Raw genomic sequence first — 16,207 nt, forward strand, 5'->3', positions numbered from 1 at the left:
TAATTAAACAAATTTTGTTTTGATCAAGAGCAAGTTCAGCATTAAGGATTTAGAAAACCTAAGCGGTATTAAATCACATACTATAAGAATCTGGGAAAAGAGGTATAACTTATTAGAACCAGATAGAACTGATACGAATATCAGGACCTACGATTTAAGTATGTTGCAAAAAATTCTTAACGTAAGTTACCTAAGAAACGCTGGTATTAAAATTTCTACTATTGCCAGCTTGAGCGGTGAAGAAATTGAGGCACAGGTTAGAAAATACGCAGAACGTAACAATAGAAATGATCATGCTATTCAGGAGCTAAAATTGGCTATGGTAAATTTTGATCAAGAAATGTTCCAACGTATTTACACGAGTGTTTTGGATGAAGTCGGATTTACAGGAGTATTCTATAATTTGTTTGTTCCATTTCTTGAAGAACTAGGATATTTGTGGCAATCTAAAACAATTAATCTTGCTCATGAGCACTTTATAAGCCATTTAATTAAACAAAAAGTGCTGGTAAATCTGGAAAAATACCAATACAAACATTTTGAGGCAACAGATCATGTTTTTGTTTTATTCTTACCAGAAAATGAAATGCATGATTTAGGCTTGTTATTTCTAAATTATGAACTGTTACGCAGAGGCTGCAACACAGTATATCTTGGTGCTAGTATGATGCTAGATTCTCTACCTTTCTTTAAAAAAGGAGGAATAACACCTACATATATTACATACATAACGGTACAACCTACTGAAAAACAACTACCTACTTTTTTGAGGCAATTTGATCGAAAAGTAGCTAAAGGTGACGACATTAAATTATGGATTTTAGGTCATCTAGCTCAAAAGATCAAGCCAAGCGATTTAAGTAAAAATCAAATCGTATTTCCTGGTATTACAAACTTATTAGAACAAATTCCTGAACTTATAACTAATGAATAAAAAGATAGCAATTATAGGTTCTGGTTTCTCATCACTTTCAGCCGCCTGTTACCTTGCAAAGGAAGGTAATATGGTAACCATTTACGAAAAGAATGAAACAGTTGGTGGTAGAGCAAGAAGATTAGAAAAAGATGGTTTTACTTTTGATATCGGTCCTTCTTGGTACTGGATGCCAGATATCTTTGAGCGATTCTTTGCAGACTTTGATAAAAAGCCATCTGATTATTATCAATTGGATAAATTGAATCCAGGCTACACTGTTTATTTTGAAAATGACAAAATAAACATTGCTGACAATCTAGATGAAATTAAATCCACTTTTGAAGATATTGAGCCAGGCAGTTCACAACCTCTTCAAGAATTTATGGATAAGGCTAGTGAAAACTACGATATCGCCATTAAAAATCTTGTTTATCGTCCAGGAGAATCACCACTAGAATTAGTAACTCCACAAACAGTAAAGAAGCTAGGCGCTTTTGTAGGTAATGTATCAAAGGATGTACGTAAAAAATTCAAAAACCCTAAGTTAATCTCAATATTGGAGTTTCCTGTGTTATTCTTAGGAGCGACACCAAGTAACACTCCTAGCTTTTATAACTTTATGAATCATGCCGATTTTGGTCTGGGTACTTGGCATCCTAAAGGAGGTATGTATGAAGTAATACTAGCCATGAAAAAGCTTGCAGAAGAATTAGGTGTTGTAATAAAAACCAATGCTCCAGTACAGAAGATCCTTGTTAATGAAGATAATCATGCCTACGGTCTCATGGTTAATGATCAAAAACATTTGTTTGATACTATCGTATCAGGAGCAGATTATCATCATTCAGAAACCTTATTAGAGCCTCAATATAGACAGTACAGTGAATCATATTGGGATAAAAAAACATTTGCACCTAGCTCACTGATATTTTATGTTGGATTTGATAAAAAATTAAAAAATATTGAGCATCACAATCTGTTTTTTGATACAGATTTCACTAAACATGCCAACGAAATATATGAGCAACCACAATGGCCAGAAGAACCTTTATTTTACGCAAACTTTACCTCGGTTACTGATGAAAGTACAGCGCCTGATGGTTGCGAAAATGGTTTTTTCTTAATTCCACTAGCTCCAAATTTAGAGGACACTCCTGCTTTACGTGAACAATACTTTGACATAATCATGGACCGATTTGAAAAGAGAACAAATCAAAATGTCAAAAACAGCATTATATTTAAGGAGTCGTTTTGTGTCAATGACTTTAAAGAACAATACAATAGTTATAAAGGAAACGCCTATGGGATGGCAAATACACTATTACAAACAGCTTTCTTAAGACCTAACTTAAGAAGCAAAAAAGTTAAAGACTTATTTTTTACAGGTCAGCTCACGGTTCCTGGACCTGGAGTACCACCATCATTAATTTCAGGAAAATTAACCGCTCAGTTGGTTAAAAAATACTCGCTATAAAATGAAAAGTTTATTCGATCAAGTTTCAAGAGAATGTAGTAAGGCTGTAACGCATCGTTACAGTACGTCATTTTCCCTAGCAAGTAAAATGTTAGGTCCTTCCATAAGGCAAGATATTCATAACATTTATGGATTTGTAAGATTTGCAGATGAAATAGTGGATACATTCCATGATTATGACAAGAGAACATTATTAGACCGTTTTGAAGAAGACGTTAAACGAGCTATAGAAGATAAAATAAGCCTTAATCCTATTTTAAATTCTTTTCAAGAAACCGTAAATAAATACAATATTACTCCAGATATGTATGGTGCTTTTTTAAACAGTATGCGCCTTGATCTTGATAAATCAGTGTATCTAACTGATGAAGAATATCGCAACTACATATATGGCAGTGCCGATGTAGTAGGACTTATGTCTTTAAAAGTATTTGTAAAAGGTGATGAAGACAAATATGAAGACCTAAAACAAGATGCTATGAGACTGGGAAGTGCCTTTCAAAAGGTAAATTTCTTAAGGGATCTAAAAGCAGATTTAGATACACTAGAACGTAGCTATTTTCCAAATACCAACCTACACGATTTATCAGAAGAAGATAAAGCAAGATTGATAACCGAGATTAAAGAAGACTTTGATGCAGGGTTAAGAGGAATTCAACGACTACCAGTAGAGGCAAAGTTGGGAGTTTACACTGCTTATGTTTATTATCGTAGACTTCTTACAAGATTAGAACGTACTCCATCTAGAGAAATAAGAAACACAAGAATACGCGTTCCTAATTATGAAAAAATTGGTTTATTAGCCAAAGGTTATGTAAGTTGTCGCCTGAACTTGATTTAATTATATGGAAATAGTACTCTGGATTGTCATTTTCTTGACCACATTCGGTGTTATGGAATTCAATGCTTGGTGGATGCACAAGTATGTGATGCATGGATTTTTATGGTATTTACATGAGGATCACCATCACAAAAAACATAACAGCTGGTTTGAAAAAAACGATTTCTTCTTTGTTTTTTATGCAGCTGTAAGTATTGCTTTAAAGGTAGCACATAGTGAATATGACTTATGGTGGGCACTACCTATAAGTGCTGGAATTCTAGCCTATGGTATCGCCTATTTCATTGTTCATGACATATTCATACATCAACGCTTCAAATGGCTGAGAAAAGCAAACAATAAATATGCTAAAGGTTTACGTAGAGCTCACAAAATTCATCACAAACATCTAGGAAAAAAAGATGGTGAAAATTTTGGAATGCTAGTAGTGCCATTCAAGTATTTCAAATAATGAAAAAGGCTATCATTATAGGGTCTGGAATTGCCGGCCTAGCTGCTGCCTTGCGACTTAAGAAAAAAGGATATCAAGTAAGTGTATTTGAAAAAAACGACTACGCTGGCGGGAAATTACACGCTATTGAACTAGGTAAATATCGTTTTGACTTAGGACCATCACTTTTTACTTTACCTCATTTAATTGACGAATTACATCAATTGTTTCCTAATGTAGAGGTAGATTTTAATTACATCAAAAAGAAAACTGCCTGTCATTACTTTTGGGAAGATGGAACAAGTTTTGAAGCTCCTGCTGATCTTGAAAACTTTGCTGTAAAAGCTGCTGAAATTTTTGACGAAAAACAAAAAACTTTATCTAAATACCTTCAAAATAGTAAGATAAAGTATGAAAGCACAAAAAGTTTATTTTTAGAAAAATCACTACACAAGTCAAATACCTACTTCAGTAAGCAAACACTTAAAGCTATTTTAAAAATCCCTTTTCTTGGAATTAATAACACATTAGATCAGGAAAACAAGAAGTTTTCCAACCCAAAACTTAACCAACTATTCAATAGATACGCGACCTACAATGGTTCATCACCCTATCTCACACCTGGAATCATGTCTATGATTCCCTATTTAGAATTAGGATTAGGAACCTATTATCCTCAAGGTGGTATGCATCGTATCTCGCAGTCTCTGTTTGAACTAGCACAAAAAGTAGGTGTTGAATTTCGCTTTCGCGAAAGCGTAAAAAAGATCAATCACAGCAATAATAAAGTCACTGGAGTCATCACCGAAAAAGGTATTCACGATGCTGATATCGTATTGTCTAACATGGATGTATTTCCTACTTACCGTCAATTATTAAAAGACATTAAAGCTCCCGAAAAAACATTAAAGCAGGAACGCAGTAGTAGCGCTCTTATATTTTACTGGGGAATTAAAAAATTCTTTCCTCAATTGGATCTTCACAACATTTTATTTAGTGAAAATTACAAAGCAGAATTTGAGGCTATTTTTAATAATAAATCTTTATACGAGGATCCTACAGTATATATAAACATAACAAGTAAACAATCACCTCAAGATGCCCCTAAAGGATGTGAAAATTGGTTTGTGATGATTAATACACCTGGTGATTATGGGCAAGACTGGGAAAAACTTGTAATAAAGGCTAAAAAAAACATACTATCTAAAATCAAAAGATGTCTTAACATCGATGTTGAAGAGCTGATTGATGTCGAATATGTTCTTACACCACAAGGTATCGAAAAAAATACGAGTAGTTATCGAGGTGCTTTATATGGAGCAGCTAGCAATAATAAATTTGCTGCTTTCCTTAGACATCCTAATTTTAATAAAACGATTGGGAATTTGTACCATGTAGGAGGATCGGTTCATCCAGGTGGCGGAATACCTTTATGTTTATTAAGTGCAAAAATTACTGCAGATTTAATCCCAAATACAAATGCCTAAAACTGTTACTATCATCATGCTATGGGTAATACATATAAGTGCGCTTATAGGTATAGCGATGGGTAATCAGGATTTTTTCTTTCCAAAATCACCCTTTACTCTAGTTTATCTGGCCATCTTGTGCGTTTGGTTTTTCCCAGTGAATTCGGTAAAGAAGGCATTGCTTTTTGGGCTCTGTTTTATCACAGGAATGAGTGTAGAGTGGATAGGTGTACACACAGGATATTTGTTTGGAGATTATCACTATGGTGTTAACATGGGCTGGAAATTAGATGGTATACCCTACCTTATTGGAAGTAACTGGGCACTATTATCATTCATCACTTATGAAATAAGTAGAAAATACATAACTCAACGTTTTATGATTCCGCTTGCAGGTGCTTTTCTCATGGTGGTTCTGGATTTCTTTCTAGAGCAAATTTGTGATGTGGCTGGATTTTGGCATTTTAATAATGGTGCAGGCTGGTTCAATTATATATGCTGGTTTTTAATCGCTGCTGCATTGCAATATGTATTACAATTCTTCAAACTTAAAGGAGATTTAAAAATATCTCTGCATTTATATAGCGTTCAACTCATTTTTGCAATTGTGTTATGGATAATCATTACGATATAGCCATTATAGGAATGGGGTGTGCAGGTAGTCATGTAGTACTACAATTGCTCGAGAATGCGCCACATTTAAAAGTGGCTATACTTGATCCATACGGGTCTTTAACTCAAGAAAAAACATGGAGCTTTTGGGAAAAAGGTCCTGGTAAGTATGACGACTTAATCATTGCCAGTTGGAAAAAATGTAGATTTCACACAGTAGATGAGGAATTATCCCTTACCATGAATCCTTACCTATATAAATCAATAGAAAATGTGAAGTTTTCCGCTTTCGCGAAAGCGCAATTACAACAAAATTCCAATTATACCTACCTTGAATCCAAGGTTTTAAACATAGATCGGGAAGCAAACCCAAATCATCAAGATGACAAAATATATGTGAATCACGCTAAGGGAACTATCTCATCGGATTTAGTTCTAGATAGTAGACCATTAGAGGTCATACCATCAACTGGGATTACTTTGTTGCAACACTTCAAGGGTTGGTTCATTGAAACCTCTGAAGATTATTTTGACCCAAAGGAATTTACTAAAATGGATTATCAACTGGTAGATCCGGGAACAACTAGCTTTGTTTATATACTTCCGTTTTCTAAAAGAAAGGCGCTAGTGGAGTATACCTACTTTGCTAAAAATCTGGTGGAAGACAATATTTATGATCAGTACCTTGAAACCTATATTACAGACTTTTTAAAAATCAGTGATTATAAGATAACCAAGGAAGAAAAAGGGATTATTCCTATGACCAGTCATGATTATAAACCCTTTAAAAATAAGAATGTAGTTACAATAGGAACTGCTGGCGGCTGGGTAAAGGCAAGTACTGGTTATAGTTTTAAAAATAGTGAACGACTTGCCCGACAATTGGTCAATAATTATCTAGAAAACAGACCTCTTTCCTATAAAATGACTAATAAAAAGTACGAAGTTTTTGACGAAACTCTACTGCGCGTTTTACACGAGAATGAAGCTTCTGGACCTGAGATATTTAGTAAAATGTACCTGCGCAACAGTGTACAAAATATCATGGCTTTTCTAGATGAAGAAAGCAGCCTTCTTGCTGAATTAGGATTTATGAAGTCACTTACCTCATGGCCCTTTGTAAAGAACTTTTTTAAGTCTCTTTAAACGATAGCAGTTCTGGAATCGTGAAGCCCTGCCAACTTCCTGTAATCAAATACGGTTGAAATCTAGAGAACATTTCTTCTTTATACCACTGTAGTGCTTGAGTTTGCTGTATGGCTTGTTTATGGTTATTACCTCTGTAAGCAAACTTTTTTAAAGCCCTTGCATCGTCCCACAGACTAAACGTTGCCATATGAGTAAAAGGGCGTTCTCCTACTCCTGCGGTAAATAATAAACTAGGATTTTCTTTTAAACCTTTTTGAGAAATAGGTACATAATCCCAAAACTTTTTAAGCATGTGCGGTTTAATAGTAGCTCTTGTTATTACTGTGAGGTAGGGATTATTGGTATCCACATCTGAATGCTGTTCAAAAGGGTTTTTCTTTGACCATTGACCATATGCTTTAATATTTTTCATGTAAAAGGTCAATTGCTGCTCGCTGTGATTAAGATATTTCTTATAAAGACTAGAAGAATCAAAAAATTCTTGGGCTTCTTTATGCGAATCCCATACTTGTATTAATCCGTAAACACTCCAATCTGGCCATGGACTAAAACCTTCTTTACCACTTCCTAATAATTTGTATGACTGTAATCCGCTTTGTCGGCGCAATGCGCTATGCGCAAATTGCATCATCCAAAATGCCCATATCTTGTCCTTTAATTTAGGGTATTTAAAAAAAGTAAGAGTAGTAATTTGTTTAGACATTGAAATCAATAAATAAAGCTAGCAAAATACGAAACCTGTCTAGGTAAAACATCAGGTTTATTTATTATTTATAAAATAGGTAAGAGCTAAGGTAACTAATGAGAATCCCGCGCCTAGATAAAGTATTTCAATACCTTCGGAGTATGTAACAACTTTACCCGTAAACGAAATAGCCATTACAAAAATTACCATTTTAATGAGTAACGATTTAAGATCGTCTAATGTTTCAATAACGAGCCACGATGGTAAGTTTTTGATTTTGGCAACGTATAATTCGAATAGTCCCATGGCAACAGTAAAAAAGATAACACCTAATAATACAAGGTCTAGAGACTTTAAGCAATCTTGTATAATGGTATCTTCTTCAGAGTAACCGCTGGCAATATTAATAAGAGCGTGATAAATATCAGATATTGCATATACTTCAATGGCAATAGCTAGAGCAATAATAGCGACTACCCCAATTGTTGCAATAATTTTTAAAAAAACACCCAAGAATTTAAACACAATAATATTTTTATGTAAGGTACACTTAGACAGTTATTTAAAGACAAAAATTTATCCTAATTCTAATAAAAAAAATCCTCTTCAGTAAGAAGAGGATTTTAAATTTAAGATAACAACTTAATTAAGCTGCGTTTTCTTCTTTAATCTTATTTAAGGCACTTCCTTTATGGAACCATTCAATTTGAGCCTTATTATAAGTGTGGTTTAATTTGATTTGATCCGTCGACCCATCAGCATGTACAACTTCTAAAGTAAGTGGAGTGTCTGGTGCAAATTGATCTAAATCTAAGAAGTTAAAAGTATCATCTTCTTGGATCAAGTCGTAGTCTGCTTCATTTGCAAACGTTAGACCTAACATTCCTTGTTTTTTAAGGTTTGTTTCATGGATACGAGCAAAAGATTTAACTATTACAGCTGCTACACCTAAGTGTCTAGGCTGCATAGCTGCGTGTTCTCTTGATGAACCTTCTCCATAATTATGATCACCTATCACTACAGACTTGATACCGTCAGCTTTATAAGCTCTCTGAACTTTTGGTACAGCATCGTATTCTCCAGTAAGTTGATTTTTCACTAAGTTAGTTTGCTTGTTAAAAGCATTAACCGCTCCAATCAAAGTATTATTTGCAATGTTATCTAAATGTCCTCTGTAACGTAACCATGGACCAGCCATAGAAATGTGATCTGTAGTACATTTTCCAAATGCTTTGATTAACAGTTTTGCACCTGTAATTTCAGTTCCTAATGGCACAAAAGGAGTCAATAATTGTAATCTATCAGAATCGTCTGCAACTACTACTTCTACTCCGCTACCATCTTCAACTGGTGCAAGGTAACCATCGTCTTCTACTTCAAATCCTTTAGGTGGTAATTCCCATCCTGTAGGTTCATCTAGCATCACCTCTTCTCCATCTTCATTGATAAGTTTATCAGTAATTGGATTAAAGTCTAGTCTACCAGCAATTGCTATTGCAGCAGTCATTTCTGGTGAAGCTACAAAAGCGTGTGTGTTTGGATTACCGTCAGCACGCTTGGCGAAGTTTCTATTGAACGAGTGAACGATTGAGTTTTTAGGTGCATTTTTTGGATCCTCATAACGAGCCCATTGACCAATACATGGTCCACAAGCATTCGTAAATATTTTTGCATCTAAATCTTCAAAAACCTTTAAGATTCCATCACGCTCTGCAGTAAATCGAACTTGTTCAGATCCTGGATTAATACCAAACTCTGCTTTAGTTTTAAGTCCTTTATCAAGTGCTTGTTGAGCAACACTGCTTGCTCGAGAAAGGTCTTCGTATGAAGAGTTTGTACAAGATCCTATAAGACCCCATTCCACCTTTAAAGGCCATCCATTTTCTTCAGCTTTTGGCTTCATTGTACCAACTTCAGTAGCAAGATCTGGAGTAAAAGGACCATTTAAGTGTGGCATTAATTTATCTAAGTCGATATCAATTACTTGGTCAAAGTACTGTTCTGGATTTGCATATACTTCATCATCTCCTGTAAGATATTCTTTCACCTCATTTGCAGCATCAGCAATATCTGCACGATCTGTCGCTCTTAAATAGCGTTCCATTGATTCATCGTATCCAAAGGTTGAAGTAGTTGCACCTATTTCTGCACCCATGTTACAAATAGTACCTTTACCTGTACAAGATAAGTTCTTTGCACCAGGTCCAAAATATTCAACTATAGCTCCTGTTCCTCCTTTTACGGTAAGAATTTCAGCAACTTTTAAGATTACATCTTTTGGTGCAGTCCAACCTGATAATTTACCAGTTAACCTTACTCCAATTAACTTAGGAAATTTAAGTTCCCAGGCCATACCTGCCATTACATCTACTGCATCGGCACCACCTACACCTATTGCTACCATTCCTAATCCACCTGCGTTTACAGTGTGTGAATCGGTACCAATCATCATTCCACCTGGAAAGGCATAATTTTCAAGTACTACTTGGTGAATAATTCCTGCACCTGGTTTCCAGAATCCAATACCATATTTGTTTGATACACTTTCAAGGAAGTTAAATACTTCATTACTTGTATTAAGTGCATTTTGTAGATCCGTATCGGCACCTACTTTAGCTTGAATAAGGTGATCACAGTGCACTGTTGTAGGAACAGCTACTTTATCCTTACCAGCTTGCATAAATTGAAGTAAAGCCATTTGGGCTGTTGCATCTTGACAAGCAATACGGTCCGGAGCAAAGTCTACATAATCTTTACCACGTGTAAAAACCTTTTCAGGGTTTCCATCCCACAGGTGTGAGTATAAAATCTTTTCAGCAAGTGTAAGCGGTTTACCAGTCAATTCACGAGCTTTATCTACTCGTTCTGGCATGTTTGCATACACCTTTTTTATCATGTCAATATCAAAAGCCATATGTGTGTTTTTTTATCCGTTTTTTAGGTGTTGCGAATTTACAAAACAGACTTCATAATTGAAAATAATCAACGACAATCAAAAAACAGTGAAATATTTCCATTAAATCAACTATTTGATAAGATAAAATTTACCAAATAGTCAATTAATATTCGTTATCATTAATAGATTATCAATATAAAACGAATCTAAATAGAATAAAAACAGAGATAATAAGGGGTTTGCTTTCGCGAAAGCGATAGTATTCAACTAGCATAAAGCCATAAAATCTTAAGATTTTATAGCCCCCTTGAATAGTACTATGACAGCGCTAAGCAACGTTTCTGTCGATTAGTATTAACCAAGATTTAAAACGATTAATTAATTTCTAGTAGAAATGGTTATTACAGAATCTGGGCAATGATACTTTCTTCTGTAAAACCTTCTGCCTCGGCCTTGTAATTTTTAATAATACGGTGACGTAAGATACCGTTTGCTACGGCTTGTACATCTTCAATATCTGGACTGTACTTACCATTAACAGCTGCGTGAGTTTTGGCAGCTAGAATAAGATTTTGCGATGCACGTGGTCCAGCACCCCAATCTATATATTCCTTTATGATTTCAGGAACATTTTCACCATTAGGTCTTGTTTTCCCTACTAGTCCTACTGCGTATTCAATGACATTATCTGCTACTGGAATACGGCGTACCAATTGCTGAAAATCAATAATCTCCTGAGCTGTGAATAAAGGATTTACAGTTGGTTTGTGGTCGCTTGTAGTAGATTTTACAACATTTACCTCTTCTTCAAAGCTAGGGTATTCGAGTTTGATAGAAAACATAAACCTGTCCAATTGCGCTTCTGGTAAAGGGTAAGTTCCTTCCTGTTCTATAGGGTTTTGTGTGGCAAGTACAAAATAAGGTTTATCTAAAACATAATTATGACCAGAAACTGTAACCTTGCGCTCCTGCATAGCTTCTAGTAAGGCTGCTTGAGTTTTAGGTGGAGTTCTATTGATCTCATCGGCTAGAATAATATTAGAAAACACAGGTCCTTTTATAAATTTAAAGGTCCTATTCTCGTCCAGTATTTCACTTCCTAATATATCACTAGGCATAAGGTCTGGCGTAAACTGTATGCGTTTGAATTGTAGTCCTAGAGCCTGTGAAATTGTATTCACCATAAGTGTTTTGGCCAGCCCTGGAACTCCTACTAGTAAAGCATGTCCTCCAGAAATAATGGAGATAAGAATTTCGTCGATCACTCGTTCTTGACCAATGATGACTTTTCCTATTTCCTTTTTTAATTCTTTGTGCTTTTTGACTAGATTATCAATCGCTGCTACATCAGACATAGTTTGTTGGTTTATTAATTTAGATTGTTTTTATTACGCTTCTGCGAAAGCATACTAATCACATACTTTATTTGAAAATTATTTTGTCCAGTCTACCACAAAATCACATTCTTTAAACTGATCACCTATCTTAATATAGGTATCCTGTAACTTCTCTTCTTGCCATTCACGTATTTTGTCTACACGTTTCTTTTGCAAGGCTAAATCTTTAATTTTAAGAAAATCGAGAGTATAGTTTGCTTTATGATCCTCAATACGCTTATTAACTTTTAAAATCTTGAAAAACACTCTACCTAAATCGTCTTTTTCGTCAATAATTCCACTCACATCTCCTTCTTCCAGAAATTGTAACTGTGCTGATAAAGACGGATCAATTTTTGTAAGATCAAATCTTTTATCACCAGTTGATGGATTGGTTAAAATTCCACCATTTTTTGAAGTTTCTTCTTCATCGCTTATTTCTTTGGCAGCATCTTCAAACGTGATGTCACCAATGATAAGTTTGTCACGCATTTTGTCAAGTTCTTCACGAGCCTTATTCACTTGGGTAGTAGAGATAAACGGACGTAATAGTATGTGACGAACATCACGATAATCACCACGAATTTTTTCTACATAAACGATATGCCACCCAAACTGAGTTTCAAATGGTTCTGATACTTCACCTTCTGGTGTTGAAAAAGCTACTTCTTTAAATTCTGCCACAAAAGGATCCTTTCTTGTTAGACTTAGAATACCACCTTGTCTTTCGGTTCCTGTATCATCAGAGTACAATGCAGCCTTTGCAGCAAAATTACCGCCGTTGTTTATAACGTCGTCACGGTATCTATTTAATTTTGAAATTACATCCTTAACATCTTCTTCTGCCGGTTGTGGTTTAACGATGATTTGAGAAAATTCTACTTCAGTATTAAAGAGTGGTCTCTCGTCCTCTGGAATGTTATAGAAAAATTGTCTAACCTCTTCTGGTGTAATTTCTACTTGCTCAGTAAGTCGTTGCTGCATGCGGTTAGCTAGAAGACCGTCACGATTAAGTTTATTAAGCTCGGCAATAACGGCATCCATACTTTCCCTGTTGTAGTATTTTACTATTTCTTCATCACTACCTAATCTTTGTCTAAAGAAACGCAACATATCATTAGTACGGCTTCTTACCTCTGCATCACTAACATTAATACTATCTTGAATAGCATGGTGGGCATACATTTTCTCGCGGATAAGACTTTCAATGAGTTCACACTTTGAAAGTTTTAAATTTCCTTGTTGTAGTTCAACTTGCGATTGCTGCTTTTTAATATCACTATCTAATATTACATAATCACCGATCACTCCAGCTACACCATCTATCAAAAAACGGTTTGTGTTACTAGGTTTTACAGAATCTTGTAGTTGTAAATACGTTTCTTGAACGTTTTCACGATCCGTAGCAGCTACATCTGTTTGTGTTTGCGCTGTTGCATTTAACCAAAAACACAAACTTGCTAGTACACTACTTATAAATTTTAATTTCATTGCTTTGTTTTGCATCATTCAAAATATCCTTTTCAAGTCTTTTTACATACTGCACTTTACTTCTATTGAGTATAATCTGTTTTATTACAGGCGCTATGTATTCCAAAGGCGCTTCCTCTCCTTTTTTCTTTATTTTTTTGAATTTCACCAAATATACACCAAGACTGTCCTCTAATTTGAAGGAACTTCCTTCTTTGATGTACCATTTCTCATTATTAGGGTTAATAGCCTTTACTTTGTCATAGACTTCACTCTTTTTAACCCATGTTGTGTCATTGAAGTAAAACCTCTTGAATCCTAACTTTAAACTATCCAATTGATTGATTTCTTTTTCGCCAGCGTTACCTATAAGTGCTCTCAATTTATTGATGTCTGGATAATTGTTATCGACATAAACGTACAAGTACTGGATGACGTCTTCATTAAGTAAAAATTGTTCACTTTTATCTTCATAGTACTCAGCTATCAGTTCTTTATTGATGATAGTATCAAGATTTTGCTTAATTACTTTCGTAAGATATTCCTGTGTAAACAATTCCGTTTTATATGTATTGACCAATTGATCTAATTGTTCCTGCCTATCTTCTTCTATATTTAACAACGCCTGATCATACATGAGTTTTTCGGTTGCCCAATTGTCAACGTACCTAGAGATAATTGCAATGCTATCTTCAACAGTATAATCACTAGGAAGCTGCTCATTGATATCTGACGCAGTCAAAATATGTTTCCCTACGGTAACCACTGCATTAGTATCAGCCTCTTTTACAAAGTAATCGCATGAAGTGATAGAGAATACTAGTAATATGAAATATAAATATCTATTCACTATAAGCTGCTAGTTGTTTTTTAATTTTCTTGAAGATGTTTTTCTTCACTTTAATTTTACGATCCTTCCTTAACGAGGATAACCACTCCTTTTCTAATTGCTGCTGATAATCATTAATTACATTACCTACAGCTTCTTCAAAGGTTTTTGGAGCAGAAGGTTTAATGGACTTTACATAGACTACTTTGTAAAAACTATCTCCTTCATTGTGATATATAGTAGAAACGCCTTCCTTGACTTCAAAATTGTCTGGTAATCTATTAAAGCTCTCTTCTACTACTCCTGTACTCACAATTACCTTTACTCTACCATTTTCATTCAGGCTTTCTTTAATTTCATCAACTGGTATTTGATCTTTGAGCATTTGTTGTACCTCAGTAGCAACCTCTTTACTAGTATTTTGAGTCAAAATGATGTCCAGCCTTCTTTTCCACTCATACTTTTCCTTGTGCTTGTTGTAATAATCTCGTTGACCGATGCTGTCTTCCTTTGCCTTGTTCCATATTTTTTTCTGCATAAGGTTAAAAAGCAGGTTTGCTTCCTTAAACTCGTTGTACACAAATGCAAAATCCTTGTTATCACGCTCTAGGTGTTTATCATAATAGTTCATCACTTGGTCATCAACAAATAAATCAAAGTAAAACTGAACTTGTTCATTAACCGTTTTGTAAAATTGTGGATTCTTCATTTGCTGATTTTCAACAAAATTGAAAAAGTCAAATGACATGATATCTGTATCATTAATAGTCAGAACTTTCCTTTCTCTATCCTCAACATTTTGCAACCATTGACCCGTTAGAATGCTATCATTAAATTCCTTTAAAATATAATCTGGCACCTTTAATTTTTGGGGAACTTGATAGCTAGATTTCAATTTATTTACAAATGATTTGGTAATCTTTCTTGACCTAGGAGAACGTTTAATTTTGTTTTCTAGGGTCTTCTTAATCTCATCAAATTTTGGCAAGTCATGCTTTTCCAACAATTTTACAATATGCCAACCAAATTTGGTTTCAAAGGGTTTTGTATAAGATCCTTCCTTTTCAATAGATAAGGCTTTATCTACAAATATGACACTATTCAAACCGCCTGTACCAAATCGAGTTAACTCACCACCCTTTGTGGCACTATTTAAATCATCAGAAAATTCTCTTGCTAATTCTCCAAAATTTTTACCCGATTCTAACTGCTCATAAATATCTTGAATTCTTGTTGCAGCATCTTGGGTTGTAGCATTTGGTTTATCAAAGGTCATTATGTGGGCAACCGTAACTTCACCACGATTAGGCCTGCGATCGTTCACCTTTAAAATATGGTATCCAAACTCAGTTCTAAAGGGTTTACTTATAGATCCTACAGGAGTTTTAAAAGCCACACTTTCAAAATCATAAGTCATTCTAAATCCGCCGAACCATCCTAACTCACCGCCATTTCCTGCACTAGGGCCTTCACTAGTTTCACGTGCTAATTTTGCAAAATCTTCCTTTTGTGCTCTTTGATATAGTTGGTAAATTCTATTGTAAGCTTTTAATGTATCCTGTGGTGAAGATCCTTTATCCAGTTTAACAATGATATGACTGGCGTTAACCTCTTCAATACTTCGGTTGTACGCCTCTTGGACCAAAGCATCAGTCACCTCGTTATCAGTAAGGTAATTCTTCGCTAGACTTGATCGTTGTTTTTTTATCTCATTTAAATATTCAGGCTCTTTATCAAGACCTAGTTCATAGGCTTGCATAAGTTTTAAACGATAATCTATGTACAGTTCTAAATAATTATCTATGTCTTTTTGAGATTCATCCTGTACTATATCAATATTTTTTAAGTACAAGCGCTTGAAAGTACCAGCGTCAAATTCTTGACCATCAATTACTAAAAATGTTTTGTCATCAATATTTTGAGCAAGTATTAAGTTACTTACTATTATAAATAAAAAAACAAATAATTTATTCATAGAGCCTGGATTCATAAGCATGCAAAAATAACCAATGTGATTTCCTATACAAAGCCCTTTCTGCCTCTTAGTGTTAAGTACTATT

14 protein-coding genes are annotated in these 16,207 nt (G+C 34.7%); 7 read left to right on the forward strand and 7 right to left on the reverse strand.

What is annotated here, in order from left to right; translation table 11 throughout:
• Positions 1-19: 19 nt before the first annotated feature.
• From HCN53_RS04505 to HCN53_RS04535, 7 genes are read left to right on the forward strand one after another with little or no spacing between them, the layout of a single operon-like run.
• A complete protein-coding gene (locus tag HCN53_RS04505; RefSeq protein ID WP_105019210.1) occupies positions 20-934 on the forward strand; it encodes a MerR family transcriptional regulator in 915 nt (304 codons plus the stop codon).
• Positions 927-2,390, forward strand: a complete 1,464-nt coding sequence (locus HCN53_RS04510) for a phytoene desaturase family protein (protein ID WP_167342162.1) — start codon at positions 927-929, stop codon at positions 2,388-2,390. Before HCN53_RS04505 ends, HCN53_RS04510 begins: the two co-directional genes overlap by 8 nt.
• Position 2,391: 1 nt before the next feature.
• Positions 2,392-3,231, forward strand: coding sequence for a phytoene/squalene synthase family protein (locus HCN53_RS04515; protein ID WP_060524690.1), 840 nt, complete (start codon positions 2,392-2,394; stop codon positions 3,229-3,231).
• Between the two features lie 4 nt (positions 3,232-3,235).
• The gene (locus tag HCN53_RS04520) at positions 3,236-3,682 is read left to right on the forward strand and encodes a sterol desaturase family protein (protein ID WP_105019212.1); all 447 of its coding nucleotides are present in this window, start codon (positions 3,236-3,238) and stop codon (positions 3,680-3,682) included.
• The gene (crtD, locus tag HCN53_RS04525; protein WP_167342163.1) at positions 3,682-5,148 is read left to right on the forward strand and encodes a 1-hydroxycarotenoid 3,4-desaturase CrtD; all 1,467 of its coding nucleotides are present in this window, start codon (positions 3,682-3,684) and stop codon (positions 5,146-5,148) included. The genes HCN53_RS04520 and crtD overlap by 1 nt, the downstream gene beginning before the upstream one ends.
• The gene (locus tag HCN53_RS04530) at positions 5,141-5,764 is read left to right on the forward strand and encodes a carotenoid biosynthesis protein (protein WP_167342164.1); all 624 of its coding nucleotides are present in this window, start codon (positions 5,141-5,143) and stop codon (positions 5,762-5,764) included. The genes crtD and HCN53_RS04530 overlap by 8 nt, the downstream gene beginning before the upstream one ends.
• Positions 5,743-6,888: a lycopene cyclase family protein gene (locus HCN53_RS04535; RefSeq protein WP_167342165.1), complete on the forward strand. Its 1,146-nt coding sequence runs from the start codon at positions 5,743-5,745 to the stop codon at positions 6,886-6,888. Before HCN53_RS04530 ends, HCN53_RS04535 begins: the two co-directional genes overlap by 22 nt.
• Here the strand turns inward: HCN53_RS04535 and HCN53_RS04540 are convergent.
• The 7 genes from HCN53_RS04540 to HCN53_RS04570 form a co-directional block, all read right to left on the reverse strand.
• Positions 6,875-7,594: a DUF3291 domain-containing protein gene (locus tag HCN53_RS04540; RefSeq protein ID WP_167342166.1), complete on the reverse strand. Its 720-nt coding sequence runs from the start codon at positions 7,592-7,594 to the stop codon at positions 6,875-6,877. The genes HCN53_RS04535 and HCN53_RS04540 overlap by 14 nt on opposite strands.
• 57 nt (positions 7,595-7,651) lie before the next feature.
• Positions 7,652-8,101 carry a YqhA family protein gene (locus tag HCN53_RS04545; protein ID WP_052510381.1) on the reverse strand — a complete coding sequence of 150 codons (450 nt, stop codon included), beginning with the start codon at positions 8,099-8,101 and terminating at the stop codon, positions 7,652-7,654.
• Positions 8,102-8,222: 121 nt separating this feature from the next.
• The gene (locus HCN53_RS04550; protein ID WP_167342167.1) at positions 8,223-10,490 is read right to left on the reverse strand and encodes an aconitate hydratase; all 2,268 of its coding nucleotides are present in this window, start codon (positions 10,488-10,490) and stop codon (positions 8,223-8,225) included.
• A gap of 383 nt (positions 10,491-10,873) precedes the next feature.
• Positions 10,874-11,827, reverse strand: a complete 954-nt coding sequence (locus HCN53_RS04555) for an AAA family ATPase (protein WP_167342168.1) — start codon at positions 11,825-11,827, stop codon at positions 10,874-10,876.
• A gap of 78 nt (positions 11,828-11,905) precedes the next feature.
• Positions 11,906-13,339 (reverse strand): peptidylprolyl isomerase, encoded by a 1,434-nt coding sequence (locus HCN53_RS04560; protein WP_167342169.1) that lies wholly within the window; start codon positions 13,337-13,339, stop codon positions 11,906-11,908.
• On the reverse strand, positions 13,317-14,168 hold the full coding sequence (locus tag HCN53_RS04565; RefSeq protein ID WP_167342170.1) for a hypothetical protein: 852 nt from the start codon (positions 14,166-14,168) through the stop codon (positions 13,317-13,319). The genes HCN53_RS04560 and HCN53_RS04565 overlap by 23 nt, the downstream gene beginning before the upstream one ends.
• Positions 14,161-16,122 (reverse strand): peptidylprolyl isomerase, encoded by a 1,962-nt coding sequence (locus tag HCN53_RS04570; RefSeq protein ID WP_167342171.1) that lies wholly within the window; start codon positions 16,120-16,122, stop codon positions 14,161-14,163. Before HCN53_RS04570 ends, HCN53_RS04565 begins: the two co-directional genes overlap by 8 nt.
• Between the last annotated feature and the right edge of the window lie 85 nt (positions 16,123-16,207).

It is taken from the genome of Nonlabens sp. SY33080 (assembly GCF_011784885.1).
GTDB lineage: Bacteria > Bacteroidota > Bacteroidia > Flavobacteriales > Flavobacteriaceae > Nonlabens > Nonlabens tegetincola.